Origin of the sequence: Mycolicibacterium frederiksbergense (assembly GCF_012223425.1) — a bacterium.
GTDB classification, from domain to species: Bacteria; Actinomycetota; Actinomycetes; order Mycobacteriales; family Mycobacteriaceae; genus Mycobacterium; species Mycobacterium frederiksbergense.
The window spans coordinates 2,526,222-2,544,537 of sequence record NZ_CP038799.1 but is presented as its reverse complement, the minus strand read 5'-3'; the positions used below and the strand labels follow the sequence as shown (position 1 = coordinate 2,544,537).

Sequence of the window (18,316 nt, the reverse complement as noted above, 5' to 3'; positions counted from 1 at the left end):
GAACGGTACCCGCACTGTCCGTCTGTCACGCCCCGGCACGAGGCGGACTGGCGTGCTTCGCCACGTCGAAGCGGCCTGACTACTCGGGGAACACCAGCAGGGTGGACACTAGGACGTGGCCCTTTCAGCAACGGTGTTCAAAGTCGAACTTGGCGTCTCCGATGTCGATCACGGTTACTACGCCGATCACACGCTGACCGTGGCCCGTCATCCCAGTGAGACCGACGAGCGGATGGTGGTGCGCTTGTTGGCGTTTGGGCTGCGCGCACACCGGCTCAGCGACGTCGACGGTGAGTTGACGTTCGGAGCCGGCTTGTCCACCCCGGGGGTCCCGGACCTGCGGCTCGCCGACTATACGGGCCGCATCCTGGAGTGGGTCAACGTCGGCCAACCCGATGAACGCGCCTTGGGCAAGGCGGCCGGCCAGGCCGATCAGGTGCTGCTGTATCCGTTCGCCGCCGGCGTGGCCACCTGGTGGCGCACCGTGGGGCCCAAGGTGGCGGGGCTGTCGAACCTGTCGGTGGTGCAGATACCGCATGCAGCGGTGCAGCAGCTGGCCCAGACCGTCGATCGCCGGGTCTCGGCGCAGGTGATGGTGATGGAAGGTCAGGTGACGATGACCGTGGGCGATGTCGACGTCACCTTCACGCCCGAGCCGCTGGAGTGACACCGTGGGCAGGTTCGCTCACCGATCTCATCGGCCGCCCGAGTCGACGGCCACGGTAGAGACTCGCCACGCCACGACAGCGCGTCCGTCGGCGTTCAACGCACTCCGGCAAGGAAACGCACTAGCCGGCCACCGATAGCTCAACGAGAACTGCCTATGACTGCGTCAGCAATCCTGGTGGCTACGCCTTCGGGAGCGATATCCACGGTGTCGATGACTTCTGCCGCTTCGTGCAGCCACGTGCGTGCTGCATCCTCGTAGGCCCGCAGGTAGGCCAGCCGGAACGCCGACGGCCCCATCTCGGTGTCGCGTTCGATCCGTGTGCGCAACGTCTCCTGATCGGCATGAAGGACATAGTGCCGCAACGGGATACCGTAGCTCTGCAATCCTGAGCTGATCTCACGCCAGTACTGCTGGACCAGCACCGTCATCGGCACCACCAATGTGCCACCGGTGAAGGCCAGGACGTGACGGGCAGTCTCGACTACGAGCGGTCGCCATGGCGGCCAATGCTGGAAGTTGTCAGTCTCCGGTAGACCCGGGGTGATATCCATTAACATCCCGCCGACCGTCTCCGCATCGAAGACGCGCGAGTCCGGGAGCAGTCCTTGGAGCAGAGCGCTGGTTGTCGTTTTGCCCACACCATGGGTTCCGTTTATCCAGACGATCATGAGCAACGACGCTACCGGCAAGAACGCGCAGCCGAATTCTTCATCGCTGGTGATTACTTGCGCGACGCCACGGGAGCGCTGTAGTCCAAGTACGAAACCGGGATCCAGGTGGCTGTGTCAATCATTTTCTCTACGTAGGTCTTTGAGCATCGCTATCCCCAGCGGGCCGTGGCCTTGGCCGACCTCGCGGAAGCCCTTGCGTTCGTAGAGCCGTCGTGCGGGATTGCGGACGTGGACGTTGGTGCACATTGTGTCGAACAGTTGCGCGAGTTCTGCGAACAGAGCATCCAGCAGCACTCCCCCCGATGCCGGCGCCGCGCTGTTCCGGCACGACCGCCATGCACAGCTCGGGCAACGGCACCCCGAGAGCATCCGTGCGCAGCGGTGGATTGCTGTGATAGGTCCACACTGCCCCGGCCGGCGATCCTTGACAGTCCTCGGCGATGATCGCCACGGTTCCCGGCGCGGGCAACATCTCCAGCACCTCGTCATCGTCCGGGTCGGGCAGGGGCCGATCTTCGATCACGCAGGCGTACCGCGCCATCTTGACCATGAACCGACGATCACCAGGCGTGGCTGCACGCAACGTCACCGACATCCCGTCACCCCGAATGCGAGTATGCCGGCGGATGGGCGCGCAGATGCACACGGACGTCCGCGTCTGCGTCCTCGACCTCCTCTTCGACGAACCCCAGACGCCGGTATGGACGGTGGGCATCGCTGTTGACCTTCAACACGCTCAGGCGCACACCGCGATCGGCGCCGAACGCGTCATCCAGCACATCACGCAGAATGCGGCTGCCGATCCCTCGGCGCTGAAAGCCCGCCGCAACCTCGATCAGACCCACGTACACATCGCCCTCCTGGTGGGCGAGGTTCAGCCGTCCCGCATCGACGCCGTCAACGACGATCACCTGGGTGGCAGCGATATCGAGTGTGCGGCTCAGATACGCGCGCTGATCCTCGTCATCCCAGCCCCACACCTGATTCACGTACGGACCCAGCGTGGCCTTGTGCAGCTCGAAAATGAACTCGAAGTCCTCGACAACGGCCGCGCGGAACGTAATCGTGGTCATGGCAGCCGCCGCACATCTAGCGCGGTCTCGGCCGCGCCATCTCCCAGTGCCTGCACGAAATATGCTCCCGCTGAACTTTTCTCAGCGACCGCCTCCACAAACGTTGTTCCGCGGTAGAGCAGTCCTGCCCCGTCATCGGTGGCGTAGGAGGCCGGCAACACCCGATTTGCGACCAGGCTATGCAGCAATGGCCGGCGTTGTTCCTCGGAGTCGTAGTGCACACCATTGCCATACGGCAGGAAACCCAACCCATTGCTGATCGGTTGAAGCGCGGGGCCAAACGAGTCAGTCGTGCCCCCGGCGTGCCAGCAGATCGATCCTGCCGAGATTCCGGTCAGCAGGGTCTGCTGCACGAATAGGTGACATCTGAGTTGGCTTGCCCGGGATGGGTGAGCTGGAAGGATGTCAGTGTGCCCAGGCCTTACCCCCGTGAGTTCCGTGACGATGTCGTCCGCGTGGCCCGCAACCGCGATGACGGTGTGACGATCGAACAGATCGCCACTGATTTCGGTGTGCACCCGATGACGCTGCACAAGTGGATGCGCCAAGCCGATATCGATGAAGGTGCCAAGCCCGGCAAGAGCACCGGTGAGTCGGCTGAGCTGCGGGAGCTGCGTCGCCGGAATCGGTTGTTGGAGCAGGAGAACGAGGTCCTGCGCCGGGCGGCAGCGTATTTGTCGCAGGCCAATCTGCCGGGAAAAGGGTCTACCCGCTCGTAAGTGAGCTCGCTGCCGACGGGATTCCCGTGGCGGTGACGTGCCGGGTACTCAAGCTCGCCCGCCAGCCTTACTATCGCTGGCTGGCCCAGCCGATCACCGACGCCGAGATGATCGAGGCCTACCGCGCCAACGCCCTGTTCGACGCCCACCAGGATGACCCCGAGTTCGGGTACCGCTACCTGGTCGAAGAGGCCCGCGATGCCGGTGAGCCAATGGCTGAGCGCACCGGCTGGCGGATCTGCTCGCAGAATCGATTGTGGAGTGTGTTCGGTAAGAAACGCGGCAAGAACGGCAAGGTCGGCCCGCCGGTGCACGACGATCTTGTCGAGCGCGATTTCACCGCGGGTGGCCCAAATCAGTTGTGGCTCAGCGACATCACTGAGCATCGTACCGGTGAAGGCAAGCTCTATCTCTGCGCGATCAAGGACGTGTACTCCAACCGCATCGTCGGGTACTCGATCGACTCCCGGATGAAGTCCCGGTTAGCGACCACGGCCTTGAGTAACGCGGTGGCACGCCGCGCTAATGTGGCCGGGTGCATAGTTCATAGCGATCGTGGGTCTCAGTTCAGGTCAAGACGATTCGTGCACGCACTCGGCCGCTACGAGATGGTCGGGTCAATGGGCCGTGTCGGGGCGGCCGGTGACAATGCGGCCATGGAGAGCTTCTTCGCTCTGCTGCAGAAGAACGTGCTCGATCGCCGCCGCTGGGAGACCCGCGAGGAGCTGCGGATCGCGATCGTCACCTGGATCGAACGGACCTACCACCGCCGCCGGCGCCAAGCCGGCCTCGGGCGGTTGACCCCGATCGAATTCGAAGCAATCATGACCACACCGGCCAGTCAGGCCGCGTGACCGAAACTGTCACCTGATCGTGCAGCAGACCCGTGTTTCGAGGCGGGCCCGCGCGAGACTCACTTTGCACCAATAGGTGTTCTCATAGGTGCCGCGTCAAGTTCCGGCCAAGTACGAACCGCAACGGCGTTGTCCCCGCGTGATTGTCGCGATGCGACCGAACGGCGGGTCACCTTTATCAAATCTTCACCGAAGAGCTAGCCCACCCATATCCTTCCCAGCAACACTGAAGGTCGTAATGCCAGTTATCCGAGCGGTCGAAAGGGGTGCTTCGTGCCAATTTGCTACACGTCAACGCCCGCCCGAGCAACCCTCAAGCTCGTTCCGGAACGGCGCTGGCATTTAACCGCGGCGATTCGGCATGGCGGTCGACTCGCCACCGCGAGGCACTCAACACCATGCCTGTCGATGGGCAAAGCCAGCGCCCCCACCGATAGCGGGCCCATACCATCAGCGACAGCTACGCCAACCCCATCATCGACTCATCGACCTACGGCGGCGTCTATGTTCACTCTGCACCCTGGTCGGAGGGTGTCCACGGCCTGGCGAGCCGCAAAGCCACTGCGTGACGGTGGCATGCTTCTCGGCCAGTCGGCCTCGCCGCTGGCTGGCCGGGGTCGATCTACATCCGATGCACGTAGATCTCGAGGAGCCGATTCGGTGCAGCTCAATGCCCGTGCGAACCACAGGCCAATCGCACGACCTCAGGACAAATCATGACCCGGCGAGCCATCATGAGCGCCACACTCGGCGTGGTCGCCATCATCGCATTCAACGCGACGCTGGTGACGGGTCCGGGTGCGAATGCTCAACCGGTAGGACCGGACTCACCTGATCCGGTCACCCCTACCTTGACCGGCGCTCCGGTGTTGGACATGACAACAGCTGCCAACCAATCGGCGCCGCCAATTCCGCCGATGCAGTCACCAGATCCGTCGGCCATTCCAACTCCGGTGGCGTCTGGTAGCCCAGTAGGACAGAACCCGACTCCTTATTCCGGCCCACCGGTGTTCGCCCCCCGACGTTCAATCCTCTCAACGGGTCGATGGTCGGTGTCGCCAAACCGATCATCATCAACTTCCAGCGAACGATCGCCGACCGTCCCATGGCCGAACAAGCTATCCACATCGCGTCGAACCCGCCCGTTCCCGGCAAGTTCTACTGGATGTCGGACACCCAGGTTCGTTGGCGCCCCTTCGATTTCTGGCCGGCCAACACAACGGTCAGCATCGATGCCTCGGGAACGAAGTCCAGCTTCCGCACGGGTGAATCACTCGTCGCCACCATCGACGACTCGACCCACCAGATGACCGTCACGCGAAACGGCATCGCCGAAAGGACGTTCCCGGTCTCCTTGGGTAAACCAAACTACGAAACCCCGAACGGCACCTACTACGTGCTGGAGAAGTTCGCCGACCTCGTGATGGACTCATCCACCTACGGCGTTCCGATCGATTCGCCCGAGGGCTACAAGCTCAAAGTCCAAGACGCCGTCCGCATCGACAACAGCGGCATCTTCGTCCACAGCGCTCCGTGATCGGTGAGCGATCAGGGCAGGCGCAACGTCAGCCATGGATGCCCTAATCTCAGCCCGGCCAACGCGCAATGGTTCTACGACAACTTCGGCAGCGGCGACCCCGTCGTCATCAAGAACACCACCGGCGGCCTCTACAACCAGAACGACGGTGCACAGGACTGGCAGATCTAAATGATTCACTTAAATTGCGCCCGTGCGACTCCCGAGGTCCGCGGGTTCAAAGGACTTGGTCGAGGGACAAGGCTGCGGCGGCGATCCAGGCGTGTCCAATAGTCTGTGTAAGTCTTGAAGAAAGGAAGGATCGCAGTTCGTTACGGACAGGCAAGAATGTGGATTCGTCGCCGGTTGAGGCGGTTCCGTGGAGATGGCTGAGGCGCTGCGCGGGCCTCGGGTGCAGTCGACGATCTGCTGGCTCAGATCGACACGGACGAGGTGACCCTGACCGGCGAAGGCGGTTTGCTGCCGGGGTTGATCAAGCTGGCCCTGGAACCTGGCCACGAGACCGCGATGGCTCGGTCACCCCGCAGTCGGGCAAAGGGGCCCGGCGTTATCGGTGGCTCGATGACATGATCATCTCGCTGGATGCCGGCGGGATGACGTTGCGCGACATTCAATTCTACCTCGCGGCCACGGTCGGTATTGAGGTGTCGCATGAGACGATCTCCACGATCGTCGATGAAATCTTCGATGAGGTACTGGTCTGGCAGCGCCGGCCGTTGGAGCCGCGGCGGATTCCAGTCCACGCTGCGAATCAGCGAAGTGTGTACTGACGCTCCCATCGTTGCAGGCAGAAATTCGGCCGGAGTCTTGTCATTCAGGCACAATCAGGGACGGTCACTGAGTTCTTTGGCGCTCTGATGGAGCTGAATGTCTTCCCAGATGCTGAGGCCTGTGCCTTACGGCATATATTGGCGCACAAGCCCGTTAGCGTTATCGTTGCTGCCGCGCTGCCGGGGCGAATGTCGGTCTGCGAAGTTGCGGCCGGCTGGCTCACGGCAGTGCCGAACGACAACAACAAGAAGGTGTTCCCGCGGGCTGCACCCGATTGTTTGGGATCATCCCCGTGGCCGCGGAGATCGATAAAGAGAACATGGTAAAACCACTACGACCTCAGCCGGTAGATGTTCCTGTTCGAGTTGCCACTCGCAGCCGGTGCGTTCGTGTGGGCGTCGAGGGACAGCGGTAGCGCTGGTGGATGGCGTCGTTGTTGACGTCATACCTTTCGCTAGCCGGTGGTCGAATCTTCGCTCATTGCTGAAGGCTCCGATTAGGCGTTCTGGTAATCCCGTTCGTCTTGTCAGCGCCACGGTGCGGCCAGCCGGTCTTCCCGTACGTCGCTAAGCGCAGGTCCTTCGGCCTACATTTCGTCGCGGCAGTCTGGACACGGCCGACTCATGGCAGCACACATGGGGCAGTTCTCCATGGGCATCGGCATCGACATGCCGCCGGCCTTGCAGCGCCACATCAAGGGTTGACCGGTGCCGTTGTCGTAGAAGATCGCCATCGGGTCTGCTCCGACAACGTCGAAGTACACCTTGCCACTTGAGCTTTGGCCTTCGGCCAGTGTGGTGGCGGGGAGCCCTTGCGCAGTGGCGATCTGCCACAGCACGGGATGGCGCTGACCCTCTTTGGTCACGGCGGACAGATTGGGAATGATCGGCGTCACGGTGCCCGCGGCAGCACGCACGGTCAGCGACGCCTCCCAGATCTGTCCGCGCGGTGCGTAACCGGGCAGGGTAGCGGTGGACATCTGCATATCTGCGACGATCCATTCCTCGACGACGGCGCCACCTGCGTCCGCAACGTGCTGTTGCGACCCGAACTGGTGGCGGCAGTGTTCACGGGCCGAGGCGGGTGCCGCTATTGCGGCAGCCGAGCCGACGAGCACGGTGACAATCGCCGCGACGAAAACGATATGTAGGCGCATGGTGATGATTCCTTCCTCGGGGGTGCTTTCGATGAACCTCGATCGGGCGGGGCGGAGCTGGCAGCCAACACCATCTACGTACATCGATAGTAGATGTTCATCATTTGATTGATGTCACGCGGCGGGCACTGAGCAGGGTCTCCGCGGTGCCGGTCAGGCGTGGCACCGGCACGAGGAGTCATCTTCTGCAATTGATGCCGGTACAGCCGAGGACGCGTCATCCGTGTCGTGCGTGCAGTCGAAGGGGAAGTGCTTGCTGGGCCCACCGGGGTGCTCGTGGGACCGCTCGAAGCCGACGGCATGGTCGCGCTCAACCACTCCCCACGTGGCGACTCGGCCGGGTCCGACCTCGGTGCCTGGAGCGTTGGCGGTGGTGACGCGTCGATGAGGATCAGCGGTGGGCCGGTGAGCGCGGCGACGTGTAGGTCGACCTCGCCCGGGATTGCCCCGCGCCAGTAGGCGAGATCGGCGGTGGCGCAAAGGAGATCGGTGGGTACTCGATCCCGCGCAAGTCCTCGATGAGGCTGGCGAACTGGGCCGGCCAGCCGCCTTCCTCGCCGGCGAAGAGGCGCTCCAGAGCGTGGCGCTGGGCGGAGTCGGCGCTTCGAGTCGATGTAGAACACATCAGCTTCATCACGGCGTTCGGGTCACCGACCATGTTGCCCGCGAACTCGCCCAGTGCGATGACGTTCAATCCCACCTAGTCCACCTCACCGAAGCGGCCCTCGCGCACGTGCCAGATCAGGGTGAACAGGCCGTCACCGTGGGTGAGCACTCGGGCGAAGCTGCACGGGCGGGGCAGCTTGCAGCTGCACACGTCGAACCGGTCACCTCGCAGATGCCAGTCGACCGTTGCTGATGTCGCCGTCATGGAGCACTTCTATTCTTTGAGACCTCATGGGGGTAGGTGGTATCGAGACCGTATCCGCGAACGCCGCGTTCGAAAGTACCCCTAGGGGGTATAGTTCAATAATGACAGAATTCGCTGCACCGCACCGCGTCATGCCACGACGGTCACATCGACCGCTGCTGAGTCGGCGGGCAATCCCGTCGCCCACCGCGGTCGCCGCGACGCTGCTCGTGTTGACCCTGGCGGGGTGCGTGACCGGCGAACCGTCCCCCGACTCGAGCCCTCCCAGTCGAGAGCGCCCCTCCGCGCGGATGGTCGACCCAGCCGAGTTCGCTGCGGTGATCGACGAACCAAACCGGGTCACCGTTAATGTCCACGTGCCCTTTGAGGGCGACATAGCCGGCACGGATCTGTCGATCCCGTTCGACCAGATCGGGCCGCAGGCCGGCCGACTCCCGGCCGATCGCTCTGCGGCACTCGCCATCTACTGCCGGTCAGGACCGATGAGCGCAATCGCAGCCGAGACGCTCCGCGACCTCGGCTACACCGATGTCGTCGACTTGCGCGGAGGGATGAAGGCATGGCAGGCCGACGGTCGTCCACTGACCGGCCCGTGACGAGCACGCGCTACATCGGCGCGACGAAGTAGGTGGCCAGACACGGCGATCCGCGGCCAGACGCATCGGTAACTTGCTCCGCCCTGAACGCGACAGGAGCCCCGACCTTGAAGTGAGTGGAGCACTACGTGCGGTCAGGAGCGCACATACCGGGCGCCCACGAGGACGCCAGCCGACGACCAGCACCGCAGCCATCGGAAACCCCAGCAGTAGATCCTGATAACCCGCGGTGTTCAGTCGCCCGAGATGCGCTGATGCGTGCACGAACCCATCACCGCGCCGAGGATCACCGCCAGGAGCCAACCCGCCAGACGTCGACGCCGCTCGCGCCGATACACGGGTGTACAACGATTCTGGATGTTTCCAGCCGCGCCGGGACGGTGAGATCGACGCCTGGCGTTTCACGGCGTGTACCCCACGGTCGTCATCATGCCGGCTTCCTGGTGATAAGTGTTGTGGCAGTGCAGCATCCATACTCCGGGATTGTCGGCGATGAACGTGGTCGTTAGGGTTCGCCGCGGCAAGATGATGGCCGTGTCCTTTCGCGCACCCAGAGTGCCGTCGGCGCGGACCGTCTGAAAGGTGTGGCCATGCAGATGCATGGGATGCCACATCGTCGTCGCGTTGTCGAACACGAGGGTGACTCGCTGCCCCTGCTGCACCATCAGCGGCGCATTGTCGGGGAACGCTCGTCCGTTGATCGACCAGTCGTAACCCGTCATCGACCCGGTCAACTGCGCGGTCAGCGTCACGTCGGTCGCACCGCCGGGAAGGCTCGCCGCTGGCGTGGCGGTGAACGACTCGAGGGTGCCAACACGTGCGGTCAACTCGCCCGGTCGGAAATCGGCCTCGGGCGGGCTTCCGGCGCCGGTGCGCAGCAGTGCCCGCGCGTGCGCGTCCTTGCCCTCGGCCGCTGCCACCAACGGGAAGACACCGTCGCCTGCGGTGACGATGACGTCGTAGCGTTCTCCCATTCCCACCAGCACGGCGTCCACGTCGACGGGCACGACGGCGAAGCCATCGGTGTGGGTGACGGTCAGGGAATGACCGGCCAAGGCCACGCGGAACGCGGTGTCGGAGCCGGCGTTGATGATGCGGATGCGGATGCGTTGGCCGGGCACGGCGGTGAAGGTGCTGGGTGCACTGGGTATTCGGCCATTTATCAGGTAGTACGGGTAGTTGACGTCCCCTGCGTCCCCGCCGAGCAGCGCGCTGGTGCCGATGTCGACCATCCCGGGCATCTCCCCCATGCCGGGCATGTCGTGCGCGGGTACGTCCGTTGACGTGAGGGCGCGCCACACTTGTCTTGGGGTGCTGCCGATCCCGTCGGTCCAGTCGTCGAGGACGACGATCCACTCGGCGTCGTAACGGCCCGGCTCAGCGGGGTCATCGATGACGACGGGCAGATACAGCCCGGTGTCGGCGTCGAGCCCCGTGTGGGGGTGAGCCCAATAGGTTCCCGGGTGCGGTGCGGAGAACCGGTAGGTGAATTCGCGGCCGGCGTCGATGTCATGGGTGGCCGGAGCTGCGCCGTCCATGTCGTTGCGCAACGCGATGCCGTGCCAGTGCACCGAGGTCGGGCGGGCCAGTTCGTTGTTGACGGTGACAACGAGGTCATCGCCCGCCGTTGCGCGTAGCAACGGACCGGGCACGGTGTCGCCGTATGCCAAGGTGGCCGCCCGGGTGCCACCCAGGTCGATGGTCGCCGGCCTGGGCCTCAGCGACGCAGTGACCGTGCGGCCGGTATGGGGGCGTTGCGCCTCGGCGGCCGCCACGGCGTTGCCCGGTGCCGAGGATCCGTCGGCCCCACCACAGCCAGTGAGGGCGAGGCCGCCGACCGCTGCGGTGGCAGCCATGAAGGTGCGCCTGGTGAATCGGCGGGGGCCGGTGTCCGCGCACACCAACTCCGGCTGACGACCGGGTGTGCCGATCTGTGTCACCGACGCCTACTCAGCTCGTTCTCGGCCAGGACTGGCGGCGAATGCGGATCCGTGCGGGGGGATGCGCGGCGTTGTTCGTCCTGGGTTGACGTCCGGAACAACACGGCCATGCCGAAAATCGCGATCAGCCAGAGGACCCCGACGGCGCCGACCATCAGGAGCAAACTGCCCCCGCCGATACCGCTGACGATGTCGATGCACCACTGCATGTCTGATCGCACCTCCTTCGGCTCCGATGCTGGCCCCCAACTCAGTGGTTATCGGTGTGGGTCGTGTGAAGATTCGCTCAAGACTTTCAGCGCAAGGGACAGTCAGGGGCCGCCAGTTGGTGTCGAGCGGGCACCATGAAGGCCATGGATGACAGTTCAGCGCCGGCACTGGGCGCCCGCGGATATCGGGCGCTGGTGGTCGATGACGAGGTGCCGCTGGCCGAAGTGGTGGCCAGTTACCTCGAGCGTGATCACTTCGAGGCGACGGTGGTCTTCAGTGGTTCCGAGGCGCTGACAGTGGCGCGTGAGTTGGATCCCGATGTCGTCGTCCTGGATATCGGACTGCCCGGTGTCGACGGGTTGGAGGTGTGCCGCCAGCTGCGCACCTTCTCCGATGCCTACGTGATCATGCTGACCGCACGTGACACCGAGATGGACACGATCCTCGGTCTCGCCGTGGGCGCCGATGACTACATCACCAAACCGTTCAGCCCACGCGAGTTGGTCGCGCGCATTCGGGCGATGCTGCGTCGGCCGCGGATGCTCCACGGTGCTGCGGAGGCGCGGGGCGCGGAGGCCGTCCCGCCACGGCATCGGCACGTTGCGCGTCGACGTCGCCGGCCGGGAGGTGTTCCTCGATGAGCAGCCGATCATTCTGACCCGCACGGAGTTCGACATTCTCGACGTGCTGTCAGCCCGGCCGGGTGTGGTGCTGAGTCGTCGCCAGCTTCTGGAGACGATCCGCGACGGGCCCTTTGTCGGCAATGACCATCTCGCCGACGTCCACATCGGCCATCTGCGGCGCAAACTGGGTGACGACGCCGCAGCGCCGCACTTCATCGTCACCATCCGCGGCGTCGGTTATCGGATGGGGACGGGCCAGTGGATCGCCAGGACGGATGATCAGGCACCGCAGCGCCGATCGTCGCGTCGGCCGGGTATTGGGATGCGGTTGCTGTTGGCCCAGGTGTTGGTGCTGACCGCGGGTGCCGCGACCACCTTCATCGTCGCAGCGATCGTCGGACCTCCGTTGTTCCGCGAGCACCTCCACCGGGCCGGTGTGCCCGCCAATTCGATGGAGGAGGTGCACGCCGAGGAGGCCTACCGGTACGCGACCGTGCTGGCCGTCGGTGTGGCCCTGGCGGTTTCAGCACTCACAGCGCTGGCGGTGAGCTGGTATGTCAGCCGGCGGTTTCAGCGGTCGGTTACCGAGGTCGCGGGGGCGGCCACCGCGGTCGCCGACGGGCGTTACGACATTCGTGTGTCACCGCCTCGGCTCGGCGACGACTTCGATGCGCTCGCCGAGGCCTTCAATCAGATGGCCAGCCGGCTTCAGACCGTTGATGCCACCCGTCGGCGACTGTTCGGCGATCTCGCTCACGAGATCCGCACTCCGGTGTCGGTCTTGGAGGCCTACATGGAGGCCTTCGATGACGGGGTGCGCTCACCGGACCCGGCGACCACCGCCATGTTGCGGGACCAGACGCGTCGGCTGGTGCGGTTCTCCGAGGACGTCGCCGCACTCGCCCAGGCCGAGGAGAGCTCGTCCAGTCTGACAGTCACATCAGTCGACGTGGGGGAACTTCTCAACAACGCCCTGACCGCGGTACGGGAGCGGTTCGCCGCCGCCGGCGTCGGACTCGACTCAGAACTTCCGCCCGAGATCCCACCGCTCTGTGGTGACCCTCAGCGGCTCGCCCAGGTTGCTCGGCAACCTGCTCGACAATGCACTACGGCACACACTCAGGGGAGGACGCGTCACCATAGGTGTCAGCGTCGGCCGCGACCGACTCACGATGCACGTCGTGGACACCGGCGAGGGCATCGCAGCTGAACATCTACCGCACCTGTTCGAGCGGTTCTACCGCGTCGACGCCGCGCGCAATCGCCGCGACGGCGGGGCGGGCATCGGTTTGGCCATCACGAAGGCCTTGGTGGAAGCACATGGCGGGCACATCGCTGCCACCAGCGCAGGGGTCGGCGCTGGAGCCCAATTCACCATCGTGTTGCCGTTGGCGGGACCGCACGGTGCGGCGATGGCACCGGCAAGGGATGTCACCGCCGCGGTCAGCACCCCGAAGATCATGAAGCGCCGCCTGCCACGCCGCGACACCTGATTGCCGGCGCCGGACTCACAGCGAGTCGAGCATTCCCTTCATCGTGGCGATCTCCTGCTGCTGCGTGGACACGATTGACTGCGCCATCGTCACCGCCGCAGGAAACTGCCCGTTGTCGATCTCCTGTTGCGCCATCACGATCGCGCCCTCGTGATGCTCAATCATCTGGGTCAAAAACAGTCGGCTCGCCTCTGCGTCCTGCGCGTTCTGCAGCGCCGCCATATCCTCATCGGACATCAGCCCGTGCCCCGCCATCCCTGGCATGTCACCTCCCGGCATGTTGCCCCCGGACATGTCGTGGCTCGGCATGAACGGCATGGTGCTGCTCGGTGAGGACGGTGCCGTCGAGGCATCCCATTGGCTTAGCCAGCCCGTCAACTGTTCGATCTCGGGAGCCTGAGCAGTCTTGATCTCATTGGCCAGCGTGATCACCCGCGGGTCGACGCCCTCCTTGGCCAGCAGCATGTCACTCATCTCAACCGCCTGCTCGTGGTGCGGGATCATGCCCTGCGCGAACACGACGTCCGCATCATTGTGCGACTGCGCTGCAGGTGCGGCGCTCGAATTCGCCGCCGACGTCCCGGTGGGCGGCGACGTCGGCGCCTGCGTGTCGCTCCCGGAATTACTACATGCGCTGATCGTGAAGATCGCAGCCGCCGCGGCTGCGGCGATCCCGACTCGTTGCCCGTTGTGCATGCCACTTCCTCTTCTGATGATGCTCGTCAGTATTCGGCACCACGCGCCTGTTCAATGTGGAACCTCGCGGCGGACGCCCACTACAGCCTTTGGGGAACAGATATGGTTCCCTTCGTCTTTCGATGAAGATTCGATGAAGCTGCAGCCCGCGCCCGTCACCTGGACTTCGTACACGCACTGGTCCTTGCTCCCCGGACCAACGAACACATCTACTATCGCACTACGTAGATGAACGAGAGGCGTGCCGAGAGTGAAACTGCAAACCCTCGCAGCGATGCTCGCCTCGGCATCGGTGCTGCTGAGCTGCTCCGATGGGGGTGCTTGCGCGGGATCTCCGCATTAACAGGCCTGGCGCTGTTGGTGGAGATTGGCGACTGACCCCGTTCACCGGTGCCTCGATCGGTGCCTACGTCGGATTGGTGCCCACCGAATACTCCTCGGGGGCCTCTCGACGCCATCTGAGCTCTGTTGTGTAGGCGCACGACTCGGCCAGTCGGGCGGTCCCGCTAGTGGTCTGTCTGTGAATTAATCTGGTAGTTTGTAGTATGCCTGTTATGACAGCTGTCGCGTTGCCGGTCAGTGATGCGCAGCGTGCGGAGTTGGAGCGGATGGCGGCCTCGACGTCGTTGCCGCATCGGCAAGTGGTGCAGGCGCAGGCGCTGCTGTGGGCTGCTGACGGGGTGGCTAACGAGCAGATCGCGCGGCGCAGCGGTGTGGACTCGGACACGGTGCGGCGCTGGCGTTCCAGGTTCGCCCAGGAGGGGATCGAGGGGGTGGGCCGGATCGCCAAAGGGCGTGGACGTAAGTCGAGTCTGCCGGCGGGCACGGTCGAAGAAGTATTGAGGCTGACCCATCAGGGGCGACCTGCCGACGGCTCGACGCATTGGAGTACCCGCACGTTGGCTGCCCGGGTCGGGATCGGCAAGGACTCGGTGGCCAAGATCTGGGCCGATCACAAGCTCAAGCCGTGGAAGGTCGAAACCTTCAAGGTCAGCAACGATCCGCGGTTTGAGGAGAAGCTGGTCGATGTCGTTGGGCTGTACATGAATCCACCCGCGCGGGCGGTGGTGTTCAGCTTCGATGAGAAAACCCAGTGCCAGGCGTTGGACCGTACTCAACCATCGTTACCGATGAAGGCCGGCCGCGCCGGAACCATGACCCATGACTACAAGCGCAACGGCACCATCGACTTGTTCGCCGCGATGAACGTCGCTACCGGCGAGGTCCTGACCGACCTGCGCAAAGGCCACACCGGTGCGGACGTGTTGCGGTTCTTCAAGCAGATCGACGCCAGCGTCGCGCGTGGACTCTCTGTACACGTCGTTCTGGATAACCTGTCAGCGCATTCCACGCCTGAGATCGCGAAGTGGTTGGCGCACAAGGATCGTCGCCGCTGGCACATGCATCCCACCCCGACCTCGAGCTCGTGGCTGAACCTGATCGAGCGATGGTTCAAAGAACTCACCGACAAACGTTTGCGCCGCGGAACCTTCACCAGCGTCGCCGAACTCTCCGAAGCCATCATCGCCTGGGCCACCCATTGGAACGCCGATCCCAAACCCTTCATCTGGAAAGCCCCCGCCGAGGACATCATCACCAAAGTCCGACGCGGCAGAGCCTCTCTCCACCAGGTCAATACGCAGACGGACCACTAGTGCAGCCTGGCCACGCCGTAGCGGGTCAGCATACGGTCCTAACACCCGACTATGTTGCTCCTCCATCGGCCTGGGGCATCGGTGAGCTGAACTACTCGCCCCCATCCTCGCGGACAGCATCAAGGCCACCGGTCGGGACAGCGATCGTGCGAGCGCCGATGGCCCTTCGTATGGCGGCCCGCCCCTTGCTGTCCGCGTTTGCGACCTCTCAATCGTCACAGGATGACAGCGAAGCCAGTCGCTCACAGCCATCCTCCGCCTACTGATGAAGGATCTGATGCGCGACGCGGTCCCGATCTTCCGCCCACGCAGGATCTCCTGGCCCCTGTGGTCAAGCCGCGTGTGTTGTGGTCTTCGCCGAATCGGGGACCAGGCGGCCTGTTCGGTCTAGCCGGTACAGCGCGGCGGCAGCAATCAGCCCAATTGCGGTCAACACGACCCAGACGACTTCATCGCGGCCAGCGTCTCGTGCAGCTTGCATCAGCACGCCGGTGGCCAGGTTTCCTGCCAAGATACCGATGCCGACGATGGTGTTGTAGAAGCCGTAATGCGTACCCACCAATCGGTTTTCAGCGAGCGAGACGACGGTGTCCATCTCGAAGGGGAACACCGCCGCTGAGCCCACCGCAAGCACCGCTGCTGCAACGACGAGGGCGATGACCGCGGCGACCTCGCCCCACCGTTCGACGTTGGGGACCGCGATCATCGGTGTGAAGGCGGCTGCGAGGATCAGCATTCCGATCACCAGCGAATGCCCCGACCCCCAACGCTGGGTGAACCACCGGGTGATGCGGAGCTGCCCGGCAACAGCCACAAGACCCGATACGGCGAACACCATTGCCACGATCAGGGATTCATGCGCGGGAAACAGGGCCTTCGCATGCAATGGCAACGCCAGGTACACCTGGAAAGACAGAACGTAGGAACCGATCATCGCCGTGGAGAACAACAGGAATGACCGGTTCCTGATGACGGTCCGCCAGTCCTGCAGCACGGTGGTTTTCTCACCCTGCGGCGTCGCTCGATGCTGCGGCAGTGCGAACAGCTGGGCCACAGTCAGAACCGCAAAGACGGCCGCCGCCGATGCGGCAACAAGACGGAAGTCGAGAGCTAACAACGCAAGCCCGACCAATGGCCCGGCGAGAATGCCCGCCTGATAGAAGATGTTGAAAGTAGCGAAGGCCTCGACGCGTCGCGGTCCTGAATCGGCGGCCAGGTAAGCGCGCACAGCAGGGTTGAAAAGGGCACCTGCGAATCCTGTTGCCGCGGAGGCGATCAGCACTGCGGGTAGTGATTCAGCGACAACAAGGAGCGCAAACCCGCCGGTGCGCAGTACGCAGCCGGCGACTATCAGCGGCTTGTAACCGAGCCGATCGGCGAGCGTACCGCCGACGATGAACATGCCCTGCTGAGCGAAGTTCCGCACTCCAAGAACAAGTCCGACAGCCCATACCGCCAGACCCAACGGGCCCGCGAGGTATCCCGCGAGATAGGGCATCAGCATGTAGAAACCGAGGTTGATGCCGAACTGATTGATCATCAGCAGCCGGCTCGGCCAGCCGAACGTACGAAACTGCCCCATGAAGCTCATCGAGGTAGCACTGCTGTCGGATCTGTAACGGCTGAGGTGCGCGTCCAGGACGTCACAACATGTCCGCGGGGATCGGTGATGACCTCTGGATTCCGCGGCGGAGTGCCTCCCAATAGCCCATGGCTGTGGCAGTAGTCGTCGTTGTAGATGGTGTCGAAGTAGCGCTGGGGCCCGTCTGGGAAGACGGCGGCGATGGTTGTGCTCGATGGATTCGTCCGCGCAACCCAACCAGCTACCAACGCGACGGCGCCAACACTCCAGCCGCCACTGGCGTAGTGGGTAGACGCCAGGGTACGGCACGCCCAGACGGCCTCTGCAGGAGCGACCCAGTGAACCTCATCAAAGGCGGCGTAGTCCACGTTACGAGGATAAATACTCGAGCCCAGCCCCCGCATCAACCGGGACTGTGCAGGCTGACCAAAGATGGTTGAGCCGATCGTATCCACCCCGATCAGCCGCAGCTCGGGGTTTGTTTCGCGCAGCACCCGCGCAACTCCGGCCGAATGCCCCCCGGTGCCGACCGAGCAGACAAGTACGTCGATCGTGCCAAGTTGAGCAGACAGCTCCTCTGCCAGACCGCGGTAGGCATCAACGTTGTCCGGATTGTTGTATTGATCCGGACACCACGCGCTCGGGTCAGATTCCAGGATCTCCATGACCCGGTTGCGTCGCGCTTGCTGCCACCCACCTGAAGGATGCGGTTCAGCCACGACATCGACATCAGCACCATAGGCGGTAAGCATGCGCGAAATGATCGGTTCCAGGCCGGGGTCTGTGACAAGGGTTACGAGATGGCCGTATACGGTGCCTGCCAGAGCCAGCCCCAGTCCCAATGTGCCGCTTGTTGATTCGACGATCCGGCCGCCAAGCCGCAAGTCGCCCCGCGCACGGCCCCGCTCGACCATGTGCGTCGCGGGGCGGTCCTTCATACCGCCAGGGTTGAATCCTTCGAGTTTGGCCCAGAAACCGTGGCCGTTGTCGCTGAACGGCGCCCCGATCCTCAGAACAGGTGTATTCCCGATCATCGTTCCCGGCATGTCAAAGCGACGCAGGCGGTGATGATGGGCGGCGAAGTGGCTGGGTGAGTGAATGGACAGAGCATGGCTCATGAACGTGGGTCACTTTCGGTGATGCCACGACGTTCGTTGTCGCGGCGACTGACATGGGTAGCGATCACCGACTCGCGTCTC

Annotated in this window: 14 protein-coding genes and 6 pseudogenes; 9 read left to right on the top strand and 11 right to left on the bottom strand. The window is 63.8% G+C overall.

Annotation, left to right across the window (positions count from 1 at the left end):
* Positions 1–115: 115 nt before the first annotated feature.
* The gene (locus EXE63_RS15165; protein WP_168142601.1) at positions 116–667 is read left to right on the top strand and encodes a YaeQ family protein; all 552 of its coding nucleotides are present in this window, start codon (positions 116–118) and stop codon (positions 665–667) included.
* Positions 668–807: 140 nt separating this feature from the next.
* Here the strand turns inward: EXE63_RS15165 and EXE63_RS15160 are convergent, their stop codons facing one another.
* The 4 genes from EXE63_RS15160 to EXE63_RS15145 form a co-directional block, all read right to left on the bottom strand.
* A complete protein-coding gene (locus tag EXE63_RS15160; protein ID WP_234904510.1) occupies positions 808–1,308 on the bottom strand; it encodes an ATP-binding protein in 501 nt (166 codons plus the stop codon).
* A 147-nt stretch (positions 1,309–1,455) separates the two neighbouring features.
* Positions 1,456–1,635, bottom strand: a complete 180-nt coding sequence (locus EXE63_RS15155) for a GNAT family N-acetyltransferase (protein ID WP_168142599.1) — start codon at positions 1,633–1,635, stop codon at positions 1,456–1,458.
* Positions 1,636–1,940: 305 nt separating this feature from the next.
* Positions 1,941–2,414 (bottom strand): GNAT family N-acetyltransferase, encoded by a 474-nt coding sequence (locus EXE63_RS15150; protein ID WP_168142598.1) that lies wholly within the window; start codon positions 2,412–2,414, stop codon positions 1,941–1,943.
* Complete coding sequence (locus EXE63_RS15145; RefSeq protein WP_234904509.1) at positions 2,411–2,767, bottom strand: Type 1 glutamine amidotransferase-like domain-containing protein; 357 nt, start codon at positions 2,765–2,767, stop codon at positions 2,411–2,413. The genes EXE63_RS15150 and EXE63_RS15145 overlap by 4 nt, the downstream gene beginning before the upstream one ends.
* Before the next feature lie 57 nt (positions 2,768–2,824).
* Here EXE63_RS15145 and EXE63_RS15140 point away from each other — a divergent pair.
* The 3 genes and pseudogenes from EXE63_RS15140 to EXE63_RS15130 form a co-directional block, all read left to right on the top strand.
* Positions 2,825–3,987 (top strand): IS3 family transposase gene (locus EXE63_RS15140; RefSeq protein ID WP_168141301.1). Its coding sequence is split into 2 segments (ribosomal slippage): positions 2,825–3,109 and positions 3,112–3,987, totalling 1,161 coding nucleotides; the frame shifts between segments, so codons are not numbered across the junction.
* A 716-nt stretch (positions 3,988–4,703) separates the two neighbouring features.
* Positions 4,704–5,695 (top strand): annotated as a pseudogene (locus EXE63_RS15135) (L,D-transpeptidase).
* 158 nt (positions 5,696–5,853) lie between these two features.
* A pseudogene (locus tag EXE63_RS15130) lies at positions 5,854–6,249 on the top strand (transposase); the annotation flags it as partial.
* Positions 6,250–6,881: 632 nt separating this feature from the next.
* On the opposite strand, the gene EXE63_RS15125 reads toward EXE63_RS15130, so the two are convergent.
* Positions 6,882–7,451 carry a DUF1942 domain-containing protein gene (locus EXE63_RS15125; RefSeq protein ID WP_168142597.1) on the bottom strand — a complete coding sequence of 190 codons (570 nt, stop codon included), beginning with the start codon at positions 7,449–7,451 and terminating at the stop codon, positions 6,882–6,884.
* A gap of 153 nt (positions 7,452–7,604) precedes the next feature.
* Positions 7,605–8,322: pseudogene (locus EXE63_RS15120) on the bottom strand (DUF1326 domain-containing protein).
* Positions 8,323–8,423: 101 nt separating this feature from the next.
* On the opposite strand from EXE63_RS15120, the gene EXE63_RS15115 reads away from it, so the two are divergent.
* Positions 8,424–8,918, top strand: a complete 495-nt coding sequence (locus tag EXE63_RS15115; protein WP_234904508.1) for a rhodanese-like domain-containing protein — start codon at positions 8,424–8,426, stop codon at positions 8,916–8,918.
* A gap of 401 nt (positions 8,919–9,319) precedes the next feature.
* Here EXE63_RS15115 and EXE63_RS15105 read toward each other — a convergent pair whose 3' ends face one another.
* Both EXE63_RS15105 and EXE63_RS15100 read right to left on the bottom strand, forming a co-directional pair.
* Entirely contained in the window at positions 9,320–10,774 is a 1,455-nt protein-coding gene (locus EXE63_RS15105; RefSeq protein WP_168145597.1) for a multicopper oxidase family protein, read from the bottom strand.
* Positions 10,775–10,854: 80 nt separating this feature from the next.
* Positions 10,855–11,067 carry a hypothetical protein gene (locus EXE63_RS15100; protein WP_168142596.1) on the bottom strand — a complete coding sequence of 71 codons (213 nt, stop codon included), beginning with the start codon at positions 11,065–11,067 and terminating at the stop codon, positions 10,855–10,857.
* A 144-nt stretch (positions 11,068–11,211) separates the two neighbouring features.
* On the opposite strand from EXE63_RS15100, the pseudogene EXE63_RS15095 reads away from it, so the two are divergent.
* Both EXE63_RS15095 and EXE63_RS15090 read left to right on the top strand, forming a co-directional pair.
* Positions 11,212–11,950, top strand: a pseudogene (locus EXE63_RS15095) (response regulator transcription factor); the annotation flags it as partial.
* A pseudogene (locus EXE63_RS15090) lies at positions 11,936–13,184 on the top strand (sensor histidine kinase). The pseudogenes EXE63_RS15095 and EXE63_RS15090, both read left to right, overlap by 15 nt.
* 15 nt (positions 13,185–13,199) lie before the next feature.
* Here EXE63_RS15090 and EXE63_RS15085 read toward each other — a convergent pair.
* Entirely contained in the window at positions 13,200–13,880 is a 681-nt protein-coding gene (locus EXE63_RS15085) for a DUF305 domain-containing protein (protein ID WP_168142595.1), read from the bottom strand.
* Positions 13,881–14,189: 309 nt separating this feature from the next.
* On the opposite strand from EXE63_RS15085, the pseudogene EXE63_RS32975 reads away from it, so the two are divergent.
* A pseudogene (locus tag EXE63_RS32975) lies at positions 14,190–14,332 on the top strand (transposase); the annotation flags it as partial.
* 102 nt (positions 14,333–14,434) lie between these two features.
* Positions 14,435–15,535 (top strand): IS630 family transposase, encoded by a 1,101-nt coding sequence (locus EXE63_RS15075; protein WP_168140352.1) that lies wholly within the window; start codon positions 14,435–14,437, stop codon positions 15,533–15,535.
* Between the two features lie 331 nt (positions 15,536–15,866).
* Here EXE63_RS15075 and EXE63_RS15070 read toward each other — a convergent pair whose 3' ends face one another.
* Together EXE63_RS15070 and EXE63_RS15065 are read right to left on the bottom strand one after the other, a co-directional pair.
* The gene (locus EXE63_RS15070; RefSeq protein ID WP_168142594.1) at positions 15,867–17,126 is read right to left on the bottom strand and encodes an MFS transporter; all 1,260 of its coding nucleotides are present in this window, start codon (positions 17,124–17,126) and stop codon (positions 15,867–15,869) included.
* On the bottom strand, positions 17,123–18,235 hold the full coding sequence (locus EXE63_RS15065; RefSeq protein WP_168142593.1) for a PLP-dependent cysteine synthase family protein: 1,113 nt from the start codon (positions 18,233–18,235) through the stop codon (positions 17,123–17,125). The genes EXE63_RS15070 and EXE63_RS15065 overlap by 4 nt, the downstream gene beginning before the upstream one ends.
* Positions 18,236–18,316: the final 81 nt, after the last annotated feature.

Coding starts and splice junctions, on each gene's coding strand:
- EXE63_RS15100 (WP_168142596.1), bottom strand. CDS start 11,067: ATGCAGTGGTGCATCGACATCGTCAGCGGTATCGGCGGGGGCAGTTTG.
- EXE63_RS15085 (WP_168142595.1), bottom strand. CDS start 13,880: ATGCACAACGGGCAACGAGTCGGGATCGCCGCAGCCGCGGCGGCTGCG.
- EXE63_RS15125 (WP_168142597.1), bottom strand. CDS start 7,451: ATGCGCCTACATATCGTTTTCGTCGCGGCGATTGTCACCGTGCTCGTC.
- EXE63_RS15075 (WP_168140352.1), top strand. CDS start 14,435: ATGACAGCTGTCGCGTTGCCGGTCAGTGATGCGCAGCGTGCGGAGTTG.
- EXE63_RS15115 (WP_234904508.1), top strand. CDS start 8,424: ATGACAGAATTCGCTGCACCGCACCGCGTCATGCCACGACGGTCACAT.
- EXE63_RS15105 (WP_168145597.1), bottom strand. CDS start 10,774: ATGGCTGCCACCGCAGCGGTCGGCGGCCTCGCCCTCACTGGCTGTGGT.
- EXE63_RS15070 (WP_168142594.1), bottom strand. CDS start 17,126: ATGAGCTTCATGGGGCAGTTTCGTACGTTCGGCTGGCCGAGCCGGCTG.
- EXE63_RS15065 (WP_168142593.1), bottom strand. CDS start 18,235: ATGAGCCATGCTCTGTCCATTCACTCACCCAGCCACTTCGCCGCCCAT.
- EXE63_RS15150 (WP_168142598.1), bottom strand. CDS start 2,414: ATGACCACGATTACGTTCCGCGCGGCCGTTGTCGAGGACTTCGAGTTC.